The sequence below is a fragment of the Lentzea guizhouensis genome, assembly GCF_001701025.1.
Taxonomy (GTDB): domain Bacteria; phylum Actinomycetota; class Actinomycetes; order Mycobacteriales; family Pseudonocardiaceae; genus Lentzea; species Lentzea guizhouensis.
On record NZ_CP016793.1, the window covers coordinates 8,057,304 to 8,080,530 of the forward strand.

General features: G+C 71.6%; 22 protein-coding genes. 12 read left to right on the forward strand and 10 right to left on the reverse strand.

Translation table 11 applies throughout. The annotated features are described in order from the left end of the window. Positions 1 to 7: 7 nt before the first annotated feature. From BBK82_RS38615 to BBK82_RS38625, 3 genes are all read right to left on the reverse strand, one after another. A complete protein-coding gene (locus BBK82_RS38615; RefSeq protein ID WP_218920472.1) occupies positions 8 to 1,558 on the reverse strand; it encodes a sigma-70 family RNA polymerase sigma factor in 1,551 nt (516 codons plus the stop codon). Between the two features lie 233 nt (positions 1,559 to 1,791). Further along, positions 1,792 to 2,463 (reverse strand): response regulator, encoded by a 672-nt coding sequence (locus BBK82_RS38620; protein ID WP_065919358.1) that lies wholly within the window; start codon positions 2,461 to 2,463, stop codon positions 1,792 to 1,794. Beyond that, positions 2,460 to 4,031 carry an ATP-binding protein gene (locus BBK82_RS38625; protein WP_065919359.1) on the reverse strand — a complete coding sequence of 524 codons (1,572 nt, stop codon included), beginning with the start codon at positions 4,029 to 4,031 and terminating at the stop codon, positions 2,460 to 2,462. The genes BBK82_RS38620 and BBK82_RS38625 overlap by 4 nt, the downstream gene beginning before the upstream one ends. Positions 4,032 to 4,171: 140 nt before the next feature. Between BBK82_RS38625 and BBK82_RS38630 the strand changes: the two genes are divergently transcribed. The 3 genes from BBK82_RS38630 to BBK82_RS38640 are packed head-to-tail and all read left to right on the forward strand — an operon-like array spanning position 4,172 to position 7,129. Continuing rightward, positions 4,172 to 5,140: a Bug family tripartite tricarboxylate transporter substrate binding protein gene (locus tag BBK82_RS38630; protein WP_065919360.1), complete on the forward strand. Its 969-nt coding sequence runs from the start codon at positions 4,172 to 4,174 to the stop codon at positions 5,138 to 5,140. Then, positions 5,137 to 5,631 (forward strand): tripartite tricarboxylate transporter TctB family protein, encoded by a 495-nt coding sequence (locus BBK82_RS38635; RefSeq protein WP_065919361.1) that lies wholly within the window; start codon positions 5,137 to 5,139, stop codon positions 5,629 to 5,631. Before BBK82_RS38630 ends, BBK82_RS38635 begins: the two co-directional genes overlap by 4 nt. Next, entirely contained in the window at positions 5,624 to 7,129 is a 1,506-nt protein-coding gene (locus tag BBK82_RS38640; protein ID WP_065919362.1) for a tripartite tricarboxylate transporter permease, read from the forward strand. The genes BBK82_RS38635 and BBK82_RS38640 overlap by 8 nt, the downstream gene beginning before the upstream one ends. A gap of 12 nt (positions 7,130 to 7,141) precedes the next feature. Here the strand turns inward: BBK82_RS38640 and BBK82_RS38645 are convergent, their stop codons facing one another. Genes BBK82_RS38645 through BBK82_RS38655 form a run of 3 tightly spaced genes read right to left on the reverse strand, consistent with a single transcriptional unit; the run spans position 7,142 to position 10,291 of the window. After that, complete coding sequence (locus BBK82_RS38645; protein WP_065919363.1) at positions 7,142 to 7,906, reverse strand: HTD2 family dehydratase; 765 nt, start codon at positions 7,904 to 7,906, stop codon at positions 7,142 to 7,144. Continuing rightward, positions 7,903 to 9,051, reverse strand: a complete 1,149-nt coding sequence (locus BBK82_RS38650) for an acyl-CoA dehydrogenase family protein (RefSeq protein WP_065921698.1) — start codon at positions 9,049 to 9,051, stop codon at positions 7,903 to 7,905. Before BBK82_RS38650 ends, BBK82_RS38645 begins: the two co-directional genes overlap by 4 nt. Positions 9,052 to 9,061: 10 nt before the next feature. Further along, positions 9,062 to 10,291 (reverse strand): aspartate aminotransferase family protein, encoded by a 1,230-nt coding sequence (locus BBK82_RS38655; protein WP_065919364.1) that lies wholly within the window; start codon positions 10,289 to 10,291, stop codon positions 9,062 to 9,064. A 78-nt stretch (positions 10,292 to 10,369) separates the two neighbouring features. On the opposite strand from BBK82_RS38655, the gene BBK82_RS38660 reads away from it, so the two are divergent. From BBK82_RS38660 to BBK82_RS38690, 8 genes are all read left to right on the forward strand, one after another. After that, positions 10,370 to 11,227, forward strand: coding sequence for a LysR family transcriptional regulator (locus tag BBK82_RS38660; RefSeq protein WP_065919365.1), 858 nt, complete (start codon positions 10,370 to 10,372; stop codon positions 11,225 to 11,227). 21 nt (positions 11,228 to 11,248) lie between these two features. After that, positions 11,249 to 12,163, forward strand: coding sequence for a DUF6891 domain-containing protein (locus tag BBK82_RS38665; protein ID WP_154697763.1), 915 nt, complete (start codon positions 11,249 to 11,251; stop codon positions 12,161 to 12,163). A 21-nt stretch (positions 12,164 to 12,184) separates the two neighbouring features. After that, positions 12,185 to 13,162 carry a LacI family DNA-binding transcriptional regulator gene (locus BBK82_RS38670; protein ID WP_065919366.1) on the forward strand — a complete coding sequence of 326 codons (978 nt, stop codon included), beginning with the start codon at positions 12,185 to 12,187 and terminating at the stop codon, positions 13,160 to 13,162. Between the two features lie 194 nt (positions 13,163 to 13,356). Further along, positions 13,357 to 15,396, forward strand: coding sequence for a glycoside hydrolase family 2 TIM barrel-domain containing protein (locus BBK82_RS38675; protein ID WP_237047807.1), 2,040 nt, complete (start codon positions 13,357 to 13,359; stop codon positions 15,394 to 15,396). Continuing rightward, positions 15,374 to 16,168: a beta-galactosidase small subunit gene (locus BBK82_RS55130; RefSeq protein ID WP_237047808.1), complete on the forward strand. Its 795-nt coding sequence runs from the start codon at positions 15,374 to 15,376 to the stop codon at positions 16,166 to 16,168. The genes BBK82_RS38675 and BBK82_RS55130 overlap by 23 nt, the downstream gene beginning before the upstream one ends. 117 nt (positions 16,169 to 16,285) lie before the next feature. Beyond that, on the forward strand, positions 16,286 to 17,536 hold the full coding sequence (locus tag BBK82_RS38680; protein WP_065921699.1) for an SLC13 family permease: 1,251 nt from the start codon (positions 16,286 to 16,288) through the stop codon (positions 17,534 to 17,536). A gap of 54 nt (positions 17,537 to 17,590) precedes the next feature. Further along, positions 17,591 to 17,881 carry a hypothetical protein gene (locus BBK82_RS38685; RefSeq protein ID WP_218920473.1) on the forward strand — a complete coding sequence of 97 codons (291 nt, stop codon included), beginning with the start codon at positions 17,591 to 17,593 and terminating at the stop codon, positions 17,879 to 17,881. A gap of 104 nt (positions 17,882 to 17,985) precedes the next feature. Continuing rightward, positions 17,986 to 19,683 carry a cation:proton antiporter gene (locus BBK82_RS38690; protein ID WP_065919367.1) on the forward strand — a complete coding sequence of 566 codons (1,698 nt, stop codon included), beginning with the start codon at positions 17,986 to 17,988 and terminating at the stop codon, positions 19,681 to 19,683. A 223-nt stretch (positions 19,684 to 19,906) separates the two neighbouring features. Here BBK82_RS38690 and BBK82_RS52060 read toward each other — a convergent pair whose 3' ends face one another. Then, positions 19,907 to 20,089, reverse strand: coding sequence for a hypothetical protein (locus BBK82_RS52060; RefSeq protein WP_170067841.1), 183 nt, complete (start codon positions 20,087 to 20,089; stop codon positions 19,907 to 19,909). Between the two features lie 104 nt (positions 20,090 to 20,193). Between BBK82_RS52060 and BBK82_RS52065 the strand changes: the two genes are divergently transcribed. Then, on the forward strand, positions 20,194 to 20,448 hold the full coding sequence (locus BBK82_RS52065) for a hypothetical protein (RefSeq protein WP_170067842.1): 255 nt from the start codon (positions 20,194 to 20,196) through the stop codon (positions 20,446 to 20,448). Between the two features lie 94 nt (positions 20,449 to 20,542). Here the strand turns inward: BBK82_RS52065 and BBK82_RS52485 are convergent, their stop codons facing one another. The 3 genes from BBK82_RS52485 to BBK82_RS38705 all read right to left on the reverse strand — a co-directional run bounded on the left by BBK82_RS52485 (position 20,543) and on the right by BBK82_RS38705 (position 23,222). Beyond that, positions 20,543 to 20,707 carry a hypothetical protein gene (locus BBK82_RS52485; RefSeq protein WP_179953727.1) on the reverse strand — a complete coding sequence of 55 codons (165 nt, stop codon included), beginning with the start codon at positions 20,705 to 20,707 and terminating at the stop codon, positions 20,543 to 20,545. Between the two features lie 263 nt (positions 20,708 to 20,970). Continuing rightward, complete coding sequence (locus BBK82_RS38700; RefSeq protein ID WP_065921700.1) at positions 20,971 to 21,717, reverse strand: glucose 1-dehydrogenase; 747 nt, start codon at positions 21,715 to 21,717, stop codon at positions 20,971 to 20,973. Continuing rightward, complete coding sequence (locus BBK82_RS38705; protein WP_065919369.1) at positions 21,717 to 23,222, reverse strand: aldehyde dehydrogenase family protein; 1,506 nt, start codon at positions 23,220 to 23,222, stop codon at positions 21,717 to 21,719. The genes BBK82_RS38700 and BBK82_RS38705 overlap by 1 nt, the downstream gene beginning before the upstream one ends. Positions 23,223 to 23,227: the final 5 nt, after the last annotated feature.

A 23,227-nucleotide genomic window follows, 5' to 3' on the forward strand; every position in this document is an offset into this window, starting at 1 on the left:
CTTCCGGTCAGCCCGCGAAGTCCTGGGTCATCCACACCGTGCCCTTGGCGTCGCGGGTGACCACGATGCCGACGCGGGTGAACGACCTGCTGAGGATGTTCTTGCGGTGACCGTCGTCCGGCGGCCTCTCGTCGATCATGCCCTGGTTCAGCTTGACGGCCATGGCCGAGATCGGGTCGGCGGCGTTCGCGACCGGGCCGCCCATGCCGACGTTCTCGCCGACCGTGCTCCACCTCGCGCCGGCCGCCGTGATCCGGTCGCCCAGGTCGGCCTCACCGGAGCAGCGGTGTGACAGGCCGCAGCCCGCGATCATCGCCTGGTTGTGCCGCTCGCCCGCCGTGACCAGTGCGGGGTCCATCGTCAACGGCGGCAGTCCCTCCTTCGCGCGGGCCGCGTTGAGGTGGGCGAGCACGCGTTCCGCCGGGGTCGCGGGAGGCGGTGGCGCCGGAGCGGCGGACGTCGTGGTCGTCGTGGCCGGCGTGGTCGCACTGCTCGGCGCGGCGGAGCTGGCCGGAGCCGCCGAACTGCTGGGAGGCACCGCGGACGTCGTCACCACGGGTGTCAGCGCGGCCGGGGCCTGCGCCGCCGGTGGCGCGGGCGGGTCGTCCGGGCTGAAGACCCACGCACCGGTGACACCGGCCGCGGCGCAGACGACCACGGCAGCCGCGACCGTGAGCGCGGGTTTCGCCGCCAAGAAGCCACCGATCCGTTCCAGCACGGTCATCTCCACCAGGTGTGCCGCCGGCGCGGCCACCGGTCGACTGAGGTTTTCCAGCAGCAGCGGCAGAAAACCCGCCGGAACCACCAGCAACCCCACACCCGTCAGGACCCGCTCGACCGGCATCGCGTCCGCGACCCCGCGCCGGCACCGCCCGCACTCATCCACATGCCGGAGCAACCTCTTGCGCCACAACGGGTTCGGCTGCCCGTCCCACTCCTGCGCCGCCCGCGCGAGGCCACCGCAGCGCGGCTCGTCCCGCAACGCCCGCACCAGCAGCCGGATCGTCTCCAGCCGCCCCTTCAACCTGCTGACCCGCACGGTCACCGCGTGCGCGTTCAGGTCCAGCGCGTCGGCGACCTCGGCCCGGCTCAGCTGCCCGGCGCGTTCCAGCGTCCACACGGCCAGCAGCTCGCGATCGGCCGGGTCCAGCCACCGCGCCGCCTCGTCGACCTCACGCCGCTGCTGCGCGAGGTGCAGCCGCGACAACGCCACCTCGACGAACTCCGCCTCCGGATCCGCCCGGTCGTACTCCTCCAACGGCGCCGGCGCCAGGTCCCGCCGCCGGTAGTGCTCGCGAACCTGGTTGACGGTCACGGCCACCAGCCACGACCGCAGCCGCTCCGGCTCCCGCAACCCGCCGATGCCGCGGATGACCCGCACCATCGTCTCCTGCACCACGTCGTCGACGTCGGCGTCCGAGGACAGCGCGCGACCAGCGATGTTGTAGACCAGCGGCAGGTAGGCCTCGACCACGGCGTCCAACGCCTCCCGGTCACCCTCCCGCGCAGCCACCACCAGTTCCGGGGACACCTGCCCCAGCCACTCCCGCACCGTCACGACCAACACCCTCACCTCGCGCCCGACGTCACCCGTTCGGAAACGGAGACCGGCGCATCCCACCCCAGGTCACAGAAATCTCCGACTTTGGTGACCCAGGTCACTTCACCCAAAGGTCGTGGTGACATCCAGTGCCCGACGACGCCATTACGACCGCGGTCGTGCAACGCCTCGACGACCGCACGGCGCCCGCACCTCCGTCCGCCTCCCTGGTGGCGACGCCGAAGGGCGGATCAGGTCAACCGGTAACCGTGCGAAGGCCGGTTCGCCATCCCGTACCTCGGCTGCACCTCCGCCTTCCCGATGCTCACCAGGTGCTCCAGATACCGCCGAGCACTCACCCGCGACAACCCGGCCCGCTCCCCGACCTCCTGCGCCGACAGGTCCCCGTCGCAGTCCCGCAGCGCCGCGATCACCAGCTTCAACGTCAACGCCGACAACCCCTTCGGCACGCCGGCGGACCGAGGCCGGTGCTGCAGCAGCTGGTCGACCTCGTCCTGGTCGAGCCACTGGCCCAACCGCTGCAACTCGGTGCGCCGCACCACGTACTGCTGCATCCGGTCCACGAAGGCCGCGCGGGTGAAGGGCTTCACGAGGTAGTGGTCGACGCCGCGGGACATGGCCTGGCGCACGGTGTCGAGCTCGCGGGCGGCTGTCACCGCGATGACGTCCACGGGTGGGCCGGAGCGGGCGCGCAGGCGGGCGAGGACCTCCAGGCCAGAGATGTCCGGGAGGTGGATGTCCAGCAGCACCAGGTCCGGGCGCAGTGTCTCCACGGCGCGCAGGGCCTCGCCGCCGCCGTGGGCCTCGCCCACCACGTCGAACTCGGGGAGGGCGCTGAGGAACTCGCGGTGGATTGCGGCGACTGCGAAGTCGTCGTCGACCACGAGCGTGCGGACGGTCATTTGTTCCCCGTTTCAGGTAGCCACACGTCGAACGACGCGCCGCCGAGTGAACTGTCCGTGATGTCGACCCGGCCCTTGCGGCGGGTGACGACACGGGAGACGAGGGCGAGGCCGATGCCTCTGCCGTGGGCGCCTGCCACGGCCTTGGTGCTGACGCCGAGGTCGAAGACGCGGCCGCGGTCCGACTCGGCAATGCCGGGGCCGTCGTCGTCCACGACCACGCGGACGCCGTCGTCGGAGGAGCGGACCAGGACGCGGACCGTTCCGCCGGTGTCGACGGCGTCCACGGCGTTGTCGAGGAGGTTGCCCAGGACGGTCAGGGCGTCGTCGCCGGCCCGGACGTCCACCGCGGAGGAGGCGTCCAGGCGCAGCGCGACGCCGCGTTCGTGGGCGGTGGACGACTTGGCGAGCAGCAGCGCGGCCAGGGCGGGGTCGGCGCCGGCACCGATGACGATCTCGGAGGTGATGGAGCCGGCGCCGCCGACGCGTTCGATGTAGGCCACGGCGTCGTCGCGGCGGTCGAGCTCGACCAGGCCGCCGATGACGTGCAGGTGGTTGGAGAACTCGTGGGCCTGGGCGCGCAGGACCTCGGTGACGGTGCGCTGGCCGTCGAGCTGGCGCAGGGCCTCGTGCAGCTCGGTGCGGTCGCGCAGGGTCAGGACGACGCCGACGGCGCGACCGGCGGTCTTGGCGGTCATGCGGTTGGCGACCAGTACGCGTTCGCCGGCCAGGACCAGGCGGTCGGACACGTCGTCGCCGCGGGCCAGGTCGAGGACGCCCGCGTCGAGCACGTCGTCCGCGGGCTGGCCGGTGGGGTCGGTGTCGAGGCCGAGCAGTCGCACGGCCTCATCGTTGACCAACGCCAGGCGGCCGTGCGAGTCGACCGCGACCACGCCCTCGCGGATGCCGTGCAGCATCGCGTCGCGGGTCTCCAGCAGCTGCGCGATCTCGGCGGGTTCGAGGCGGAACGTGCGGCGGCGGACGAGCTGGGTCACCAGCGCCGAGCCCAGCACGCCGACCAGCGCGGCCAGTGCCAGCCAGCCGATGAGCTCCGGCAGGTCCTCGGCGAGGTCGTCGGACAGCTGGCTCTCCAGGATGCCGACCGACGCCATGCCGATGATCCGGCCGTCGTCGGACCTGATCGGCACCTTGGCCCGCAGCGAGGTGCCCAGGGTGCCCGTCTCGGTGCCGACGAAGATCTGGCCGGACAGCGCCGTGGTCGGGTCGGTCGAGACGTGTTCGCCGATGCGGCGCGGGTCGGGGTGGGCGTAGCGGACGCCCCTGTGGTCCGTCACGACCACGTAGGTCACGCCGGACGCCGTGCGTATCAATTCGGCTAACGGCTGGATGGTCGCAGCAGGGTCCGCAGTGCCGAAAGCACCAATGACAGTCGGCAACCGGGCGACGCTCTCAGCGACCGAGAGCATGCGGTCCTTGTAGGCCTCTCGGATGCGATCGCTCTGCAGTTTGGCCGCGAGCAGCCCAGCGGCACAGGTGGTCACCAGCACGATGACGACCTGCAGGACCAGCAGTGAGACGCCCAAGGAGACACGGCGACGGCGGCGCATGAGTCACTTTTCTACGGCAATGAAAGTGTTCGCTGCCACAAACTAAACGACCAATACGAGTCTTACGACCGTTTGCTTACGTGTGAACGCAGCCGTCCCTACCGTCCCGGCCAACATCGCCTAGGGAACAGGTGTGAAGGATGAGCAGGAAATTGGTCGCGGTGGTGGCCGCCATGGGGCTCCTCGTGGCCGGCTGCGGCCAGAAGTCGGGCAGCGGCGCCGACGCGATGACGAAGCTCGAGATCATGGCGCCCGCCGACCCCGGCGGCGGCTGGGACCAGACCGCGCGGGCCATGCAGGCGGCCATGAGCGGCGCTGACCTGGTCAGATCGATCCAGGTCACCAACGTCGGCGGCGCGGGCGGCACGGTCGGGCTGCGCAAGCTCGCCAACGAGCGCTCCGAGCAGTACCTGATGGTCACCGGCCTGGTCATGGTCGGCGCGGTGGAGACCAACGGCGTGGACACGCGCATGGAGGACACCACCCCGATCGCGCGGCTGACCGCGGAGGACGAGGTCGTCGTCGTGCCGGCCGACTCGCCGCACAAGACGATCGACGACCTGCTCAACGCCGTGAACGAGAAGGGCAAGGGCGTCTCGATCACCGGTGGCTCCGCGGGCGGCACGGACCACGTGCTCGCCGCGATGCTGCTGCAGGCCAAGGAGATCGACCCCCTCAAGCTGAACTACGTCCCCTACTCCGGTGGCGGTGAGTCGCTGGCGGCGCTGCTCGGCAAGAAGGTCGACGCGGGCATCTCCGGCGTCGGCGAGTACCGGGAGCAGATCAAGGCGGGCAAGCTGCGCGCGCTGGGCACGTCCGGCCCGAAGGAGCACGCCGACCTCGGCGCGCCCACGCTCAAGGGCGTCGGCAAGGGCGTCGAGCTGATCAACTGGCGTGGTGTGGTGGCGCCCGGCTCGATCACGCCCGCGGCCAAGGACCGGCTGATCAAGCTCGTCACGGACATGCACGACAGCCCGCAGTGGCAGGAGGAGCTCAAGAAGAAGGGCTGGACGGACACGTTCCTGACCGGTCACGAGTTCTCCACGTTCCTCACCAAGGAGATCGGCCGCATCAAGCCCGCGCTCGAGGAAATGGGCCTCGCGAAGTGAGCACTGACAGGGCCGAGGAGTACGGCTTCGGCGGTCTGGTCGTGGCGATCGGGGCGTTCGTCCTGGTCGACGCGACCACGATCGCCTCCCGCGGCACCGACAGCTCCGTCGGGCCGCGTGCTTTTCCCTACGCCGTGGGCGCGTTGCTGGTCGTCACGGGCATCGCGGCGATCATCGCCACCGCGCGCGGCAAGCTGGGTCAGGCCGAGGACGGTGAGGACGTCGACTCCGGCGGCCGCACCGACTGGGCCACGGTGGGCAAGCTGGTCGTCGTGCTGGTGGCGCACCTGGCGCTGATCGACATCGCCGGGTGGCCGGTGGCGGCGACCGTGCTGTTCTTCGGCGCCGCGTGGGCGCTGGGCGCGGTGTGGTGGCGGGCGTTGATCGTCGCCGTCGTGCTGGCGCTGGTCGTGCAGGTCGTGTTCGCCTCCGGGCTGGGGCTGTCGCTGCCCGCCGGCGTGTTCGAGGGGGTGCCCCTCCTCGATGGGTAGCATCACCGCGCTGCTCGACGGTTTCGCGACCGCCGCCCAGCCCCTCTACCTGCTCTACGCGCTGCTCGGCGTCACGCTCGGCACCGCGGTCGGCGTGCTGCCGGGCATCGGCCCGGCCATGACGGTGGCGTTGCTGCTGCCGTTGACCTACACGCTCGAACCGACGGCCGCGCTGATCATCTTCGCCGGCATCTACTACGGCGGCATGTACGGCGGTTCGACCACGTCGATCCTGCTCAACACGCCCGGTGAGTCGTCCTCGATCGTGACAGCCTTAGAGGGCAACAAGATGGCGCGCGCGGGCAAGGGCGCGGCGGCACTCGCGACGGCGGCCATCGGGTCGTTCGTGGCGGGCACCATCGCGACCGTGCTGCTCACCGCGCTCGCCCCGACGATCGCGGACCTCGCGGTCACCCTCGGTCCCGCCGACTACTTCGCGTTGATGGTCGTGGCGTTCACGACGGTCGCCGCGCTGCTCGGGTCCTCCCCCGTGCGCGGCCTGGCGTCGCTGGGCCTCGGTTTGTTCATCGGCCTGATCGGTGTCGACACGCTGTCCGGCCAGTCCCGGTTCACGCTCGGCATCCCGACCCTGGCCGACGGCGTGGACGTCGTCGTCGTGGCGGTCGGCGTGTTCGCGGTGGGCGAGGCGATCTACGTCGCGTCGCGGTTGCGGCACGGTCCGGTCGAGGTCATCCCGGTCGGTGGCAAGTGGGCCACGCGCGAGTTCTGGGCGCGGTCCTGGAAGCCGTGGCTGCGCGGCACGGCGATCGGCTTCCCGATCGGCACCGTGCCCGCGGGTGGCGCCGACGTGTCGACGTTCCTGTCGTACGCGGCGGAGAAGAAGCTCTCCAAGCGCCCGGAGGAGTTCGGCAAGGGTGCCATCGAGGGCGTCGCCGGGCCGGAGGCGGCGAACAACGCGGCCGCCGCCGGTGTGCTGGTGCCGTTGCTGACGCTCGGGTTGCCGACGACGGCGACGGCGGCGGTGATCGTGGCGGCGTTCCAGAGCTACGGCATCCAGCCGGGGCCGCTGTTGTTCTCGAACAACTCGGCGATGGTGTGGGCGCTGATCGCGTCGCTCTACATCGGCAACGTCATGCTGCTCGTGCTGAACCTGCCGCTGGTCAAGATCTGGGTGAAGGTCCTGCAGATCCCCCGCCCCTACCTGTACGCGGGCATCCTGCTGTTCGCCGCGCTGGGCACCTACGCGGTGAACTTCGTGGTGGAGGACCTGATCGTGCTGCTGGTGATCGGTGTGATCGGCTTCTTCATGCGCCGGCACGGCTACCCGGTCGCACCGCTGGTGGTGGGCATGATCCTCGGCCCGATGGCGGAGGAACAGCTGCGCCGGACCCTGCAGATCAGCGAGGGCGACCTGTCCGCGCTGGTGGCGAGCCCGTTCGCGGCCGTGGCCTACGGCGTCCTGGCCGTCCTGCTCGCGGTGGCGGTGGTGTTGCGGCTGCGGCGCCGCAAGACCGAGAAGGAAGTCACCGCTGTCTGAGGACCGGCGGGTTCACCGGCGCGCTCCGGTGAACCCGCCGGTCGCGGTCCGCCGCCCGTACCGGTCGCGCACCGAGGTGGGGGTCACGACCATCCCCTGGTGGTCGAAGAGCGGTGCGACGAGCCGGTACTCGAAGTCGCCCGCCAGTCCCGCCTTCCTGCCCGCCTCGGCCATCGCCAGCGCCTGCAACGGCCCGTGGGTGAGCAGACCGGGATAACCCTCCACGTCCCTCGCGTAGTCGCGGTCGTAGTGGATGCGGTGGGCGTTGTAGGTCAGCGCGGAGAACCGGAACAGCAGCGTCGGCGTGACGTCGATCGCCCACTCGTCCTCGGCCGGCTCGACGTCCGGCGTCTCGGGGAACTCCGGTGTGATGCCGGGTTCGCGGTAGACGATGTCCTGCTCCTCCTCGACCACGACCTCGCCGCGTTGCCAGATCTGGTGCCGCACCACGACGAACGTCAACGGTCCCGACCTGCCCTGCTTGTCCTGTGCGGACAGCACGGTCGTCTCCCTGGTGGCCGTCTCGCCGCACCGCAGCGGCCCCGACCGGCGCACCCGGCCTCCTGCCCACATGCGACGTCGTCCCGGCGGCGGGACCGGGACGGTGTTGCGGAACGGGTGCCCGTCCGGTCCGAGGTCGGCCTGCGCCGGGCGGTCGAGCAGGTAGAGCCAGTGCCACAACGGCGGCAGGCCCTCCTCGGCGAGGTCGGGCACCGGCACGTCGAGCAACGCGCCCAGTGCGTGCGCGGGGTCGGGCAGCAGCAGGTCGGTGGTCATGACCCCGCCCGCTTGACCAGCTGACGGGCGATCACGGTGCGCTGGATCTCGTTGGTGCCCTCGCCGACGATCATCAGCGGCGCGTCCCGGAAGTACCGCTCGACGTCGAACTCCGTGGAGTAGCCGTAGCCGCCGTGGATGCGCACGGCGTTGAGCGCCACCTCCATCGCGGTCTCGGAGGCGAACAGCTTGGCCATGCCGGCCTCCAGGTCGGCCCGCTCGCCCGAGTCGTACCTGCGCGCGGCGTGCAGGGTGAGCTGGCGGGCGGCTTCGAGCTTGGTCGCCATGTCGGCCAGGTGGTTGCCGATCGACTGGTGCTGCCAGATGGGCTTGCCGAAGCTCTCGCGTTCCTGCGCGTACCTGAGCGAGTCGTCGAGGGCCGCCTGCGCGACACCGAGGGCCCGGCACGCCACCTGGATCCGGCCGATCTCCAGGCCGCGCATCATCTGCGCGAACCCCTGCCCCTCCTCGCCGCCGAGAACCGCGGTCGCGGGTGTGCGGAAGTCGTCGAACGACAGCTCGCAGCTCTCGACGCCCTTGTAGCCGAGCTTGGGCAGGTCGCGGGAGACCGTGAACCCCGGTCCCTTCTCGCACAGCAGCACGGAGACGCCTCGGTGCGGTGGCGAGGCGGCCGGATCCGTCTTGCACAGCAACGCGATCAGCCCGGACCTGCGCGCGTTGGTGATCCACGTCTTGGAGCCGTTGACGACGTACTCGTCGCCTTCCCTGCGCGCTGTCGTGCGGATCGCCTGCAGGTCCGAGCCGCCGCCGGGCTCGGTCAACGCCATGGTCGCCCGCAGCTCGCCGGTCGCCATCCGCGGCAGGTACGCGTCCTGCTGCTCCCGGGTCCCGAACGCCACCAGCAGCTTGGCCACGACCGTGTGCCCGCCCATCGCACCGGCCAGCGACATCCAGCCGCGCGCCAGCTGCTCGGTCACCATCGCGTAGCACTCGGCCGACACCGCCACCGACCCCCACGGCTCCGGCACCGCCAGCCCGAAGACGCCCATCTCCTTCATCTGGGCGATGAGCTTCTCCGGGTAGGTGTCGGTGTGGTCGAGCTCCCGCGCCGTCGGCCGCACGTCGCGGTCGACGAACTCGCCGACCAGGGCGATGATCGCGGTCTCTTCCTCGGTGAGCGCCATGCCGCCCACGCTATGCGGAAGTTGATCCGATCGCCTCGTCGAGGATGCTCAGGCCGAGCTCCAGCTCCTCCTCCGTCGTGGTCAACGCCGGCGCGATCCGGAACACCCCGCCCATCCCCGGTGTCTGCACGATGTTCATGTGCAGCCCCAGCTCCAGGCACTTCCGCGTGATCGGCGTGTGCAGCGACTCGTCCCCGATCTCCACCCCGACCAGCAACCCACGTCCACGCACGTCGGTCACCAGGTCGTGCCGCGCGGCGATGTCGTCCAGCCCGGTGCGCAGGTGCGCCCCGAGCTTCACCGCCCGCTCGTCGAGCCGGTCCTCCACCAGCACGTCCAGCACGGTGTTGCCGACCGCGGCGACCAGCGGGTCCGAGACGTGCGTGGTGAAGAACAGGTAGCCGCGGGCGTGCGCCTCGGCCTCGATCTCCGCGGAGGTGACCACGGCGGCGAGCGGCAGGCCGGCGCCCAGCGTCTTCGACAACGTCAGGATGTCCGGGACCACGCCGTCGCGTTCGAACGCGTACCAGGTCCCGGTGCGGCACAGCCCGGTCTGGGCCTCGTCGAAGATCAGCAGCATGCCGCGCTCGTGGCACTTGGCCTGCAACGCCGTGAAGTAGCCCAGGGGCGGTTCCAGGATGCCGCCCGAGCTCAGGATCGGCTCGACGATGCACGCGGCCAGCGAGCCGACGGACTGGGCGTCGATCAGGTCGAACGCCAGGTCGAGCTGCGCCAGCCAGTCGCCGGAAGGCACCGGGATCGCGAAGTTGCCGCTGACCGGGCCGTAACCCTTGCGGCCCGCGCTGTAGGTGGCGGCCGCGGCGCCCGCGGTCATGCCGTGCCAGGACCGGGCGAAGGCGACGACCTCGTGCTTGCCGGTGACGAGCTTGGCCATCCGCAGGGCGGCCTCGTTCGACTCGGCGCCGGTGGTGAGCAGCTGCACCTTCTGCAACGACGCGGGCAGGGTCCCGGCGAGGCGGCGGGCGAGGTCGACGACCGGGCGGCTGAGCATGCCGCTGAAGAGGTGGTCGAGGTTGGCGATCTGGCGTTGGACGGTCGCCACGATCCGCGGGTGTGAGTGGCCGAGGATCGCGCTCATCTGGCCGGAGGTGAAGTCCAGGATCCGGCGGCCGTCCTCGGTGAAGAGGAAGCTGCCGGAGGCGCTGTCGATGATCTCTCGCGTGAACGTGCCGCCGTAGCGCACGAGGTGGCGGTCGACGTCCTCCCAGAAGGTCTGCATGGGTCAGGACGCTACGAGCGGGTGAGCATCAGGTCCATCTCACAAATCCATCGCTGCTGTTCGGGAATACTGCACAGCATGACGCTGAACCCGTGGCGGTTGAAGCTGCTGAGCCAACTGGACGCGTTGGGCACCGTGCGTGCGGTGGCGCACGCGGCGAACATGAGTGCGTCGAGCGTGTCGCAGCAGCTGGCGGTGCTGGAGACCGAGACGCGCACACAGCTCCTCGAACGCACGGGCCGGCGCGTGCGGCTCACATCGGCCGGGTTGATCCTGGCCCGGCGGGCGCGGGCGGTCCTCGACCACATGGACGCCGTCGAGGCCGAGCTGCGCGGGCTCAACGCCGAGCCGTCCGGGCGGGTGCGGCTCGGGGGGTTCCAGAGCTCGATCCACACCATCGCCGTGCCCGCGGTCGAACGGCTGAGCCACCCGCACCTCGACGTGGAACTGGTCGAGCTGGAGCCGCACGCGAGCATGCCCGCGCTGCTGGCCGGCGAGGTCGACGTGATCATCACGACGACCGACTTCGTGGAACTGCCGGTGCCGCCGGACATCGACGTCGTGCCGCTCGGCGAGGACCCGGTGGTGCTGCTGACCCCACCCGGCCACCCGGCGGCGGACCTCAAGGCGTGCAAGGACGAGCGGTGGGCGTTCGACGTGCCCGGCTCGTACATGGCGACGCTGACCACGCGGCTGTGCCGGCAGGCGGGTTTCGAGCCGCGCGTGATGGCGCGGTTCAGCAACTACATGCTGACGCTCAAGCACGTCGAAGCCGGTCTGGCGGTCGCCTTGCTGCCCGCGCTGGCCGTCGACCCGCGCTACGACGTGGTGGCGCGCGAGCTGCCGGTCACGCGACGGATCACCGCTGCCGTGCGGCGGGGCTCGCGTGCACCCGTGACGACCGTGCTCGACGCACTGGCCTCCGTGACGACCTGAGCCGTGTGCGAAAGTCTGCGCATGCTGGAGATCACGGTGCAGACGGAGAACGGCGAGCGGCACGTACGCCCGTCCGCCGAGGCGCTGGCCGCGCTGGTGCACCGGATCGGTGGCGCCGGCGACCGGTTCCTCGTCCTGCAGCGGGTGCCGGACCTGCCCGAGGTCTTCGCCCAGGTCTGGCACGAGACCGGCGGCGCCCACGACGTGGAGCACCGCGACGGCGCGCGGACCGGCACTTCGCCGCGACGGCCGACGGACCCGGCGCCGTGGTCGCCGCCCTCGTCGGGTGGGCCGGCAGGAGGCGGGTGGGACGCCGGTCTGGCCTGGTCGCCGCTGGACCTGCCGCCCGCCGGTGAGGTGCCGCCGCTCGACCTCGCCGACGACGAGCGCACGTCGTTGGAGCAGCGGGTTCGCGAGGTGCTGGCCGGTGGGTACGCCTCCCGCGCCGACCTGGCCCAGCTCGCCGAGGACCACCTGGTCACGAAGGACCGCAAGCCGGTTTCCCCCGAGCAGGCGCGGGCGCTGGCCGACCGGCTCTGGCTGGAGCGGGTCGCGGAGCAGTCCTCGTGGCGGGGCGAGACCGACCCGGAGCGGCTCACCCGCGCGTTCACCGCCCTGGAGGACGCCGGCATCACCGCCCGCGAGAACTTCACCTGCTGCCGCACCTGCGGCAACGCCGAGATCGGCGACGAGGCCGAACCGGGCGCCCGCGGGTTCGTCTACTTCCACACCCAGTCCACGGACGCCGCCGCGGCCGGCCACGGGCTGACGCTGCAGTACGGCGGTTTCGACGGCACGGCCGAGACCACCACCGCCGTCGGCGACGAGGTCGTGGCCGCGCTGCACGCCGCCGGTCTGACCACCCGCTGGGACCGCAACCCCGGCCAGACCATCGCCGTGACTCCCCTGGACTGGCGTCGCCGTCTGATCGGGTAGCGGCGGGCATACTCGGGCGTCATGAAGCGCGCAACGATCAACGACGTCGCGAGCGCCGCGGGCGTGTCGAGGCAGACGGTGTCCCGCGCGCTCAACGACAAGGGCGAGATCGACGGCGCCACCAAGCAGCGCGTGCTCGACGCGGCGCGCGAGCTGGGCTACCGGCCGAGCCGCTTCGCCCGCGGCCTGGTGCGGCCGGACACCACCACGATCGGCCTCGTCGTCCCCGACCTGCTCAACCCGTTCTTCACCGAGGTCGCCGCCGCCGCACTGGAGGCGGCCCGGTCGCGCGGCTGGCACGTCGTCGTCCACGCCACGGCGGACAGCGCCGAGGAGGAACGCGGCACGCTCAAGGTCATCGGCTCCCAGGTGGACGCCGTGGTCGGCTACTTCACCCTGGCCGAGACCGAGCTCGACCGGCACACCCGCGGCATGCCGGTGGTGCTGATCGGCCGCGACGCGAACGCCGGCCGGTTCAGCTCGATCGTCATCGACGGCAGGCAGGGCGTGCGGGCCGCCGTCGACCACCTGGTCGCGGCCGGGCACCGGCACATCGGCATGCTCGACCACGCCAACCGCGCCGGCCCGAGCGAACGGCACGCGTGGTTCTGCGAGGCGATGGCCGCGCACGGGCTGACGACCGCCGTGACAGGGGCGCAGCAGTCGGTCGACGGCGGCACCGAAGCTCTCACCACGCTCCTCGACGCGCATCCCGGGCTCACCGCGGTGTTCACGTTCAACGACATCATCGCGATCGGCGCGCTGCGGTCGGCTCGCCGGCGTGGCCTGAAGGTGCCGGACGACCTCGCCGTGGTCGGGTTCGACGGGCTGCAGCTCGGCACCGTGGTCGACCCCGCGCTCACCAGCGTCGCACTGGACACGAAGCGGATCGGCGCCCTCGCCGTCGAGCAGGCCGCTCGGCTGCTGGATGGCGAGCAGCCGCTGTTGGGGGACGAGCTGGTCGTCACGGCGGCGCTGACCGTGCGCGAGTCCGCCTGACCTGCTGCTTTCCCGCCAGACGGTTGACACCCCGACTCGACCGGCCCATGCTTCGCCGCAGTCCGTGAACGTTCACGGGAACGCTCACGGATATTCGTCACCACGTGGAACACCCAAGCTCCAGCGGCGGTCGTGCCACCGCTGGTGATGTTGGTGACCGGCCGCCGCAGGCACTCTCGAGGGCGAAGGAACACATGTCTCAGCCGAGCTACCTCCAAGACCCCGGCCCCGGCCACGGCGCGCTGCCCCCACGCGCGTTCTCCACCTCCGACGCGGCCTCCCTGCCTCTCGACGGCGCGTGGCGCTTCCGCCTCTCCCCCACCGCCGTGCTCGCCGACGACGTGGCGGCCGAGGACTTCGACGACAGCTCCTGGGACACGATCGCCGTTCCCGGTCACTGGCAGCTGCAGGGCCACGGGTCGCCGGCGTACACCAACGTCCGGTACCCGTTCCCGGTCGAGCCGCCGTTCGTGCCGTCGGAGAACCCGACGGGCGACCACCGGTTCGTGTTCGACCTGCCGGTGTTCTGGCCGGACGAGCCGGCGGTGCTGCGGTTCGACGGCATCGACTCGTGCGGGCGGGTGTGGCTCAACGGCGTCGAGCTGGGCGTGACGCGCGGCAGCCGGCTGCCCTCCGAGTTCGACGTCAGCGCGGTGCTCCGGCCACACCGGAACGTCCTGGTCGTGCGGGTGCACCAGTGGTCGTCCGGGAGCTACCTGGAGGACCAGGACATGTGGTGGCTCTCGGGGATCTTCCGCAGCGTCACGCTGCTGTCCCGGCCGCGCGGCGGGGTGGCGGACCACCAGGTGAACGCGTCCTACGACCACGAGTCGGGGCTCGGCACGTTGTCGGTGGACGGTGCCGGCCTGCTGATCAGCGTGCCGTCGTTGGGCGTGCACGACCTGCCCGCCGGTGAGACGGTGTCGGTGCCCGTCGAGCCGTGGAGTGCCGAGAGTCCGCACCTCTACGACGGTGTCGTGCACACGGACGCCGAACGGGTGCCGGTGCGGATCGGGTTCCGGACCGTGTCGATCGTCGACGGCGTGCTGCTGGTGAACGGGTCGCGGGTGGTGTTCCGCGGGGTGAACCGGCACGAGCACCACCCGTCGTCCGGCCGTGCGGTGCCGCGGGAGTTCTCGGTGGCCGACGTCGAACTGATGAAGCGGCACAACGTCAACGCCGTCCGCACCAGCCACTACCCGCCGGACCCGTACTTCCTGTCGTTGTGCGACGAGTACGGCCTGTGGGTGGTCGACGAGTGCGACCTGGAGACGCACGGCTTCACCGAGCTCGGCTGGGCGGCCAACCCCTCTTCCGAGCCGATGTGGGCCGAGTCCTATCTGGACCGGATGCGGCGGATGGTCGAGCGGGACAAGAACCACCCCTCGATCGTGTTGTGGTCGCTGGGCAACGAGTCGCACACCGGCGCGAACCTGGCGGCGATGGCGGCGTGGACGCGCGACCGCGACCCGTCCCGGCCGGTGCACTACGAGGGCGACCTCGACTGCGAGTACGTGGACGTGCACAGCCGGATGTACGCCTCGCACGAGGAGGTCGACCGGATCGGGCGGCGCGACGACCCGAACGCCCGGCGCCGGGCGTTGCCGTTCGTGTTGTGCGAGTTCGCGCACGCCATGGGCAACGGGCCGGGCGGGATGCTGGAGTACCGCGCGTTGTTCGAGAAGTACCCGCACGTGCAGGGCGGGTTCATCTGGGAGTGGATCGACCACGGGATCGCCGTGGACGGCCGGATCGCGTATGGCGGTGACTTCGGGGAACCGTTGCACGACGGGAACTTCGTGATCGACGGGGTGGTGTTCCCCGACCGCACGCCGTCGCCGGGCTTGGTGGAGTTCGCCGCGGTGTTCGCGCCGGTGCGGATTTCCGCGGCTGATGGCGGTGTGCGCGTGTCCAACCTCTACGACTTCGTCTCGCTGGAGCACCTGCGGTTCTTGTGGGAGTACGAGGACGACGGCGTGGAGGTGGCGTCCGGGGTGCTGGCGGTGCCCGCGGTGGCGGCCGGCGGGGATGCTGCGGTGGCGCTGCCGTCGTTGCCCGAGGTGTCCGGTGAGGGGTGGCTGACCGTACGGGCCGTGCTGGGCGCGGCCACGCGGTGGGCGGAGGCCGGGCACGTGGTCGCGGTCGGCCAGGTCGAGGTGAGCGGTCGCTCAGTGGCGGCGGTGCCGGCGCGCGACCGTCGAGCGTTCCGGCGTGCTGCGGCTCGGGCCCGGTGAGTTCTCGCCGGTGACCGGACAGCTGACCCGGCTCGGTCCGTTCGCGCTGGACGGCCCCGGCTCGACCTCTGGCGCGCCCGACGGACAACGACCGCGGCGGCGCCTGGCCTCCGACGAACGGGCGTGGCGCGCGGGGCCTGCACCGGCTGCAGCACCGGTGGTGTCGGTCGAGGCGGACGCGTACTCGCTGCTGGTCCGGACGCGGGTGGCGCCGCCGGCGCTCGGCTTCGGCATGCACGCCACCTACCTCTGGACCGCGTCCGGCGACCGGGTGCGCCTGGAGCTCGACGTGACCCCGGACGGCGAGTGGCCGTGCCCGCTGCCGCGCCTGGGCCTGCGGCTGGCGGTGCCGGGTTCGCTGGACGCGGTCTCGTGGTTCGGTCTCGGCCCCGGCGAGGCGTACGCGGACAGCAGGCAGGCGGTGCGCGTCGGCCGGTTCTCGTCCACGGTGGACGGTCTGCAGACGCCGTACGTGTTCCCGCAGGAGAACGGCAACCGGGCGGACGCGCGGTGGCTGGAGCTCTCGGACGGCGTGCGGCGGCTGCGGGTGGAGGGTTCGCCGGTGTTCGACTTCGCGGCGCGCCGGTGGACGTCCGAGGACCTCGATGCGGCCACGCACACCGACGAGCTGCGGGCGCGCGATCGGGTGTTTCTGAACCTGGACCTGGCGCAACACGGGCTGGGGACGGCGTCGTGCGGGCCGGGGGTGCTGCCGCAGTACCGGTTGCCCGCGGGGAAGGCGAGCTTCGCGCTGACGTTCACGGCGTCCTGACGAGACTCATCGCCGCAGTTCGGACATTGCGGGCGGCCGTCGTGTCCGGGTGCGCGGCCGCCCGCGGGCCCGTGGTTCGATTGCGCCGATCGGAGTGCGAGACAGGAGTTCCGGGTGTTGAGCGGGTGGCTGGCGGAGGCCGTGTCGGTCGTCCTGCTCGGAGTCGTGCTGGTGTGCGCGGTGGTGCGCCCGTGGGGCTGGCCCGAGGCCGTGGTCGCGGTGCCGGCCGCCGGGATCGCGGTGCTGACCGGGGCGATCGGCCTGCCGCACGCGTGGGACGAGGCGGTGCGGCTGGCACCGGTGGTGTGGTTCCTGGCGGCGGTGCTGGTGCTGGCGCAGCTGTGTGCGGACGAGGGGTTGTTCCGGGCCTGCGGGGCCTGGTTGGGGCGGTGGGCGGCGGGGCGGCCGCAGCGGTTGCTGGGCGGGGTGTTCGGGCTCGCGTCGGTGATCACGGCCGTGCTGAGCCTCGATGCGACGGTGGTGTTGCTGACGCCGGTGGTGTTCGCGACGGCGGCGCGGGCAGGGGTGCGGCCCAAGGCGCCGGTGTACGCGTGCACGCACCTGTCGAACACGGCGTCGACGTTGTTGCCGGTGTCGAACCTGACGAACCTGCTGGCCTTCACGGCGAGCGGGTTGTCGTTCACGCGGTTCGCGGGGCTCATGGCGGCGCCGTGGGTGGTGGCGGTGCTGGCGGAGTACGTGGTGTTCCGGCGGTTCTTCGCGAGCGAGCTCGGCACGAGTGCCGAGCCGCGGCGCGAGGAGGTGCCGGAGATGCCGGTGTTCGCGCTGGCGACGGTGGTGGCGGTGCTGGCCGGGTTCGTGGTGACGTCGGCGGCCGGGGTGGATCCGGCGTGGGCGGCGACGGCCGGGGCGGCGGTGCTGGCGGTCAGGGCGCTGGGGCGGCGGATGACGGTGCGCAAGATCGTGGGGGCGGTGTCGGTGCCGTTCCTGGCGTTCGTGCTGGCGCTGGGGATCATCGTCAAGGCGGTCGTGGACAACGGGCTCGGCGCGGCGCTGGCACGGGTCATCCCCGACGGGAGCGGGTTGCTCGCGCTGCTGGCGATCGCGGGGCTGGCGGCGGTGCTGGCGAACCTGATCAACAACCTGCCCGCGGTGCTGGTGCTGCTGCCGCTGGTGGCGGGGACCGGGCCGGGGGCGGTGCTGGCGGTGCTGCTCGGGGTGAACATCGGGCCGAACCTGACCTACGCGGGGTCGCTGGCGACGTTGCTGTGGCGGCGGATCGTGCACCAGCACGACCACGACGTCGACCTCGGTGAGTTCACGAGGCTGGGGCTGCTGACCGTGCCGGCGAGTCTGGTCGCGGCGGTGGTGGCACTGTGGGGGTCCCTGCTGGTGATCGGAGGCTGAGCGGCAGTCCTCGTCCGGGTCGTCGAAGGCAGCTGGCCCGCGCGCGTCGACGCGGTGCGCGACCACCTGAGTGCGGAGATCACCCTGTTGCACGTCAGCGGGCACGACGTGCCGGAGGTGGCGCACGGGGCGTTCGCCGGGCTGCTCGGGCGCGGGCATCCGGAACGCGACCCCGGCGACGCCGTGGAGCAGCTGGCCACGACCTCGGGCACCGACCTGCCGGCAGCGGCGGCAGCGCGGCTCGGGCGGCCGTGCGTGCGGGCTGGAACGGGCTGGACGGGTCGAGCGGGAGGTCGTCGCGGCCGCAGAGGGCGCCGAGCTGCTCGTGCTGGCGCGCGACGGTGACCACCGGCGCCCTGGGGCTGGTCAGCCGGTTCGTGGTGGACCACGCGCCGTGCGCGGTGCTGCTCGTCTGGCCGGACTGAGCACTCGCGACCAGACTGACGATCATGCAGGAAGTGGCCTTGCTCGCCGTCGTGGCGGTCCTGATCATCGTCGTCGTCTCGTACATCGCGCCCCGGCTCGGGGTGGCGGCGCCGGTGTTGCTGGTGGTCGTCGGGATGGTGTGCAGCCGGCTGCCGGGCGCGCCGCACGTGTTCGTCGAGCCCGAGTGGATCCTCGTGGTGGTGCTGCCGCCGATCCTCTACTCGGCGGCGGTGAACGTGCCGGTGATGGACTTCCGCCGCAACTTCCGCACGATCGGCGCGCTGTCGGTGCTGCTCGTCGTCGGCTCGGCGTTCGGCACCGGGGCGTTGATCCACTGGCTGCTGCCGGAGATCGGGTTCCCGGCCGCCGTCGCGCTCGGTGCGGTGATCAGCCCGCCGGACGCGGTCGCGGCCACGTCGATCGGCAAGCGACTGGGGTTGCCGCCGAGGCTCGTCACCATCCTGGAGGGTGAGGGCCTGGTCAACGACGCGACCGCGCTCGTGCTGCTGCGCACCGCCGTCGCGGCAATCGCGGGCACGGTCAGCTTCTGGGGAGCGCTCGGCGACTTCGGGCGAGCGGTCCTGATCGGCATCGTCGTGGGCGCGGTCGTCGGCATCGTCTCGGTCTGGGCCCGCTCCCGGATCCAGGGTCAGCCCGTGCTCACGACCGCGATCTCGTTCGTCGTGCCGTTCCTCGCCTTCATCCCGGCGGAGGAGCTGCACGCGTCCGGGGTGATCGCCGTCGTGACGGCGGGCCTGATCACCGGTCACCTGAGCGCGCGCAGGTTCACCGCGCACGACCGGATCTCCGAGCGCACCAACTGGCGCACCATCCAGTTGTTGCTGGAGAACGGCGTCTTCCTCCTCATGGGGTTCGAGATCACGGCGGTCGTCGGCGACGTGCGGGCGTCGGGCGAGAGCGTGTGGACGGCGTTCAGCCTCGGTCTGCTGGCGACGGTCGCGCTGATCGTCCTGCGCGTGGTGTTCGTGGTGCCGCTGATCGCGTTGCTGCGCAGGCAACAGCGCCGCGCCGACCAGCTCACCGGCCGGATCGAGGAGGTGCTCGGCAAGATCTCGTCCCGGCCGCCCGACCGGCGCTACGAGCGGGCCACCCGTGCGTTGCAGCGCAAGCACGCCGACGCCACGTTCTTCGCCGGCGAAGGCCTCGGCTGGCGCGGCGGCGCGGTGCTCGCCTGGTCCGGCATGCGCGGTGTCGTCACCCTCGCCGCCGCCCAGTCGCTGCCCACCGACGTGCCGCACCGCGCGGAGCTGGTGCTGATCGCGTTCACGGTCGCGATCGTCACGCTGCTGCTGCAGGGCGGCACCCTGCCCGCGCTCATCAAGCTGCTCGGCATCCGCGGCAACGACGAGGACCACGAACGCCGCGAATACGCGCGCCTGGCCGCCGAGCTCATGGCCGCGACCCAGACCCTGCTGGAGAACTCCGCGCTCGAACGGGAGAACGGCAAGCCGTTCGACCCGGTCGTCCTCGACAGGGCCCGCGAGCGCGGTCTCGCCATGGCGGAGATCCTCGACAAGATGCTGACCGCGGACCGTGATCCGGACAGTCCGATGCACCAGCAACGGGAGCTGCAGCGCTTGTTCCTGGACGCCCAGCAGAACGCCCTGCTCGACGCCCGCGCGGGCGGGACGTACAGCTCGCACACCCTCGAACGCGCGCAGAACTTCATCGACAGCCAGGCCACCCGGTTCACCGGCTGACCGCCGACCGGCAGCGGTGCCGGTCGGCGGTCGTCCCCCTGGAGATCAGCTCTTGAGCGGGACCACGAAGAGATGGCTCATGTGCGAGCCGTGCTTCGACGTGGACCCGCGCGAGTCGGTCAGGCCCACCGCGGTGCCCTGCACGGCACCGTCCACGCCGTTGTGCCACCCCACCAGGACGTAGGCGTGTTGCTCTGGCAGAGCTGGTCGCCGTTCCGCTGGTTCACGAAGAGCGCGAGTAGCAGGTCATGTACTTGGTGTCGGCGAAGACGCTGAGCTTCGTGAAGCCCGGCGCGAGGCTGAGCTTCGTGAAGCCCGGCGCGAGGCCGAAGAACGGCACCGCGGGCTCGCGCGCCGCCACTCGGTGGTTGCCGCGCGGTGTGGGTCGCAGTGTGGGTCGCTGCACGGGTTCGCCGGTCGTGGAGCCGGCGACGGACGCGACCGCGAACTCCAGAAACCCCGCTGTGCATGGTCCCGGTCTCGTTCTCCTCCGCGTCGAAGAAACGAGCGGTGATCGACAGATTGTTGTCGTACGTCGCCTCGCACGGCTCGGCGATCGTGACCGACGCCGGTCGGTCCGGCCGCGCCCACAGCAGAGCCGCCACCAGCACCGCGACCACCGCCACCACGGCGAGCACCCGCACTCGGCGCCTTCTCGCCCACGGCACCGCCGCGGGACGCTCCACCGGCGCGGGCTCGGCGACCAGCGCGGCCGCCCGCTCCCACCGCTCACGCCACTGGCCGCGGACCACCTGTTCGTCCTGACCGAGCACGCCGACCGCCAGCGACCTGACGAACTCCCAGGTCGTGTCCCACGACGGCAGCTGCGCACCCCGCGCCGCCGCCGACATCGCCGATTTCAACGCCAACGCGCGTGTTCCGCCCGCATGACGTCGTAGGACGGGTCGCCCGCCTGCTGCTTGAGCTCCCACAGCTGCCGGGCGAAGACCGCGGCCGGCCCGTCGCCGACGGGAGCCTTGGCCACCCGGCCCCTGCGCCTGGCCCTGTCCGGCTCGTTACCCACGGTTCTCCACGTGACGGTCCGTCAGCGTCGGAGTGTGCCAGCGGGCAGGCTGCGGTGGGCGCGGCCGGCGCTTCGGGACGCGTCTGCCCCTCAGCAGAGCCTGGCCGCTCCGGTTGGGTCACGGGCGCGCCGCCCGCTTCCGTCCCCCAGCGCAGAACCAGGGAGGCCGGCGTCTTGCGGTGCTGGATTCCCTACGCCGACCGCGCACGACCCACGGTAGCGAGGGGGTCTGACAATTCCGGCCGCTCGGCCGTTCGGGCAGGTCAGCGGCCCAGAGCGTGCGTTGCCGTCGCCCCTCCGTCCACCGCGAACTCCCCGCCGGTGCAGTAGGCGCTCTCGTCGCTGGCCAGGAACAGCACCACGTTCGCCACGTCCTCCGGCTGCCCGATCCGCCGCAGCGCGAGCCGCTTCCCGATCGGCGACACGTCGATCTCCCGGCCCAGCGCCGTGCTCACCATCGCCGTGTCGATCGCGCCGGGGTGCACCGAGTTCACCCTGATCCCGTGTTCGCCCAGCTCCAGCGCCGCCACCTTCGTCATGCCGCGGATGGCGAACTTCGAGGCGGTGTAGGCGGTCAGCATGGGCATCCCGGCGAGGCCCTCCACCGACGACACGTTCACGATCGAGCCGCCACCGGCCCGTTTCATCGACGGGACCACCGCGCGCATGCCGAGGAACGTGCCGACCTGGTTGATCGAGATCACCCGCTGGTAGTCGGCCAAGGTCGTGTCCGCCAAAGCGGAGAAGTGCAGCACGCCCGCGTTGTTCACCAGCACGGAGATCTCGCCGAGCTCGCGAGCCGCCTCGACCGCCGCCTCCCAGTCCTGCTCGGACGACACGTCCAGGTGGAAGTAGGAGGCACCGAGGGAGGCGGCCAGCTCCTTGCCCGGTTCGTCGAGCACGTCAGTGAGCAGCACCGACGCACCCTCCGCGACGAACCGCCTGGCCGCGGCCGCACCCTGGCCCCGGGCCGCGCCGGTGATCAGGGCGACCTTGCCGGACAGCCGCATCACATCAGCTCGTCGGTCAGCGGCATCATCACCGTCTTGAGCTCGGTGTAGGCCTCGTAGGCGCTTTGCCCGCCCTCGCGGCCGAGCCCGGACTGCTTGTACCCGCCGAACGGCACGTGCGGTTCCAGCTGGAACCCGTTGATGCCGACCATCCCCGCTCGCAGCGACTTCGCCACGCGGAACGCGCGTTTCACGTCGTTGGTGTAGATGCCCGCGCCCAGGCCGTACTCGGTGTCGTTGGCCAGCCGGACCGCCTCGTCCTCGTCGTCGAACGGCACCACGGTCAGGACCGGGCCGAAGATCTCCTCGCGGGCCACGGTCATGTCGTTCGAGACGTCGGCGAAGATGGTCGGTGCCACGAAGTTGCCGGACGCCAGGTCACCTTCCAGGCGGGTGCCGCCGGTGACGAGGCGCGCGCCCTCCTCCTGGCCGCGGTTGATGTAGCCGAGCACGCGGTCGAGCTGCCGCGCGTTGATCAGCGGGCTCGCCAGCACCGCCGGGTCGAACGGGTCGCCGAACGTCACCGCGCCGGCCATCATCGTGGCCATCGTGACGAACTCCTCCTGCACCTCGCGCGCCACCAGCGCACGGGTGTGCGCGACGCACGCCTGGCCGGACAGGCCCATGGTGACCATGCCCATGCAGGTCATCGCGGCGAGGCCCACGTTCGGAGCGTCGGCGAACACCAGGGCCGGGCTCTTGCCGCCCAGTTCGAGCGACACCCGCTTCATCGTGGCCGCGGAGGCCTCGACGATCTTGCGGCCGACCGTGCGCGAGCCGGTGAAGCTGATCTTGTCGACCAGCGGGTGCGTGATCAGCGCCTGACCGGTCGGCTCGCCGGGGCCGGTGACCAGGTTGACCACGCCGTCGGGCAGGCCCGCCTCGGTCAGCAGCTGCACCATCCTGATCACGCAGAACGACGCGAACTCCGACGGCTTCACCACGATCGTGCAGCCCGCCGCCAGTGCGGGCGCGAGCTTCTGGGCGAACAGCACGAACGGCGCGTTCCACGGCAGGATCGCCGCGACCACGCCGACCGGCTCGCGGAACGTCATCGCCAGGTGGTCACCGCCCTGGTACGGCGGCAGGGTCTGGCCGCCGACCTTGTCGATCCACCCGGCGTGGTGCTCGAAGATGTCCGCCGCGATGCCCACCGAGGTCGCGTAGATCTGCCCGAACGACAGCGGTACGCCGTTGTCCAGCGCCTGCAGCCCGCGCAGCTCGTCGGAGTGCTCGCGCAGCAGGTTCGCGTACCTGAGCAGCACCCGGACGCGTTCCTGCACCCGCGCCCGCGACCACACGCCGTCGTCGAACGCCTTGCGCGCCGCTCGCACGGCGTCATCGACGTCCCGCACCGAGGCGACCGCGAACCGGCCGATCTCCTCGCCGGTCGCGGGGTGGTGGTGCGTCCACGTCTCGTCCGAGTCGCGGAACTGGCCGCCCACGAAGAGCTGGCCGTCCTTCAGCCCCAGCGTCTCGCGGTGCGGCTGCACGGTGAGCGTCACAGTTC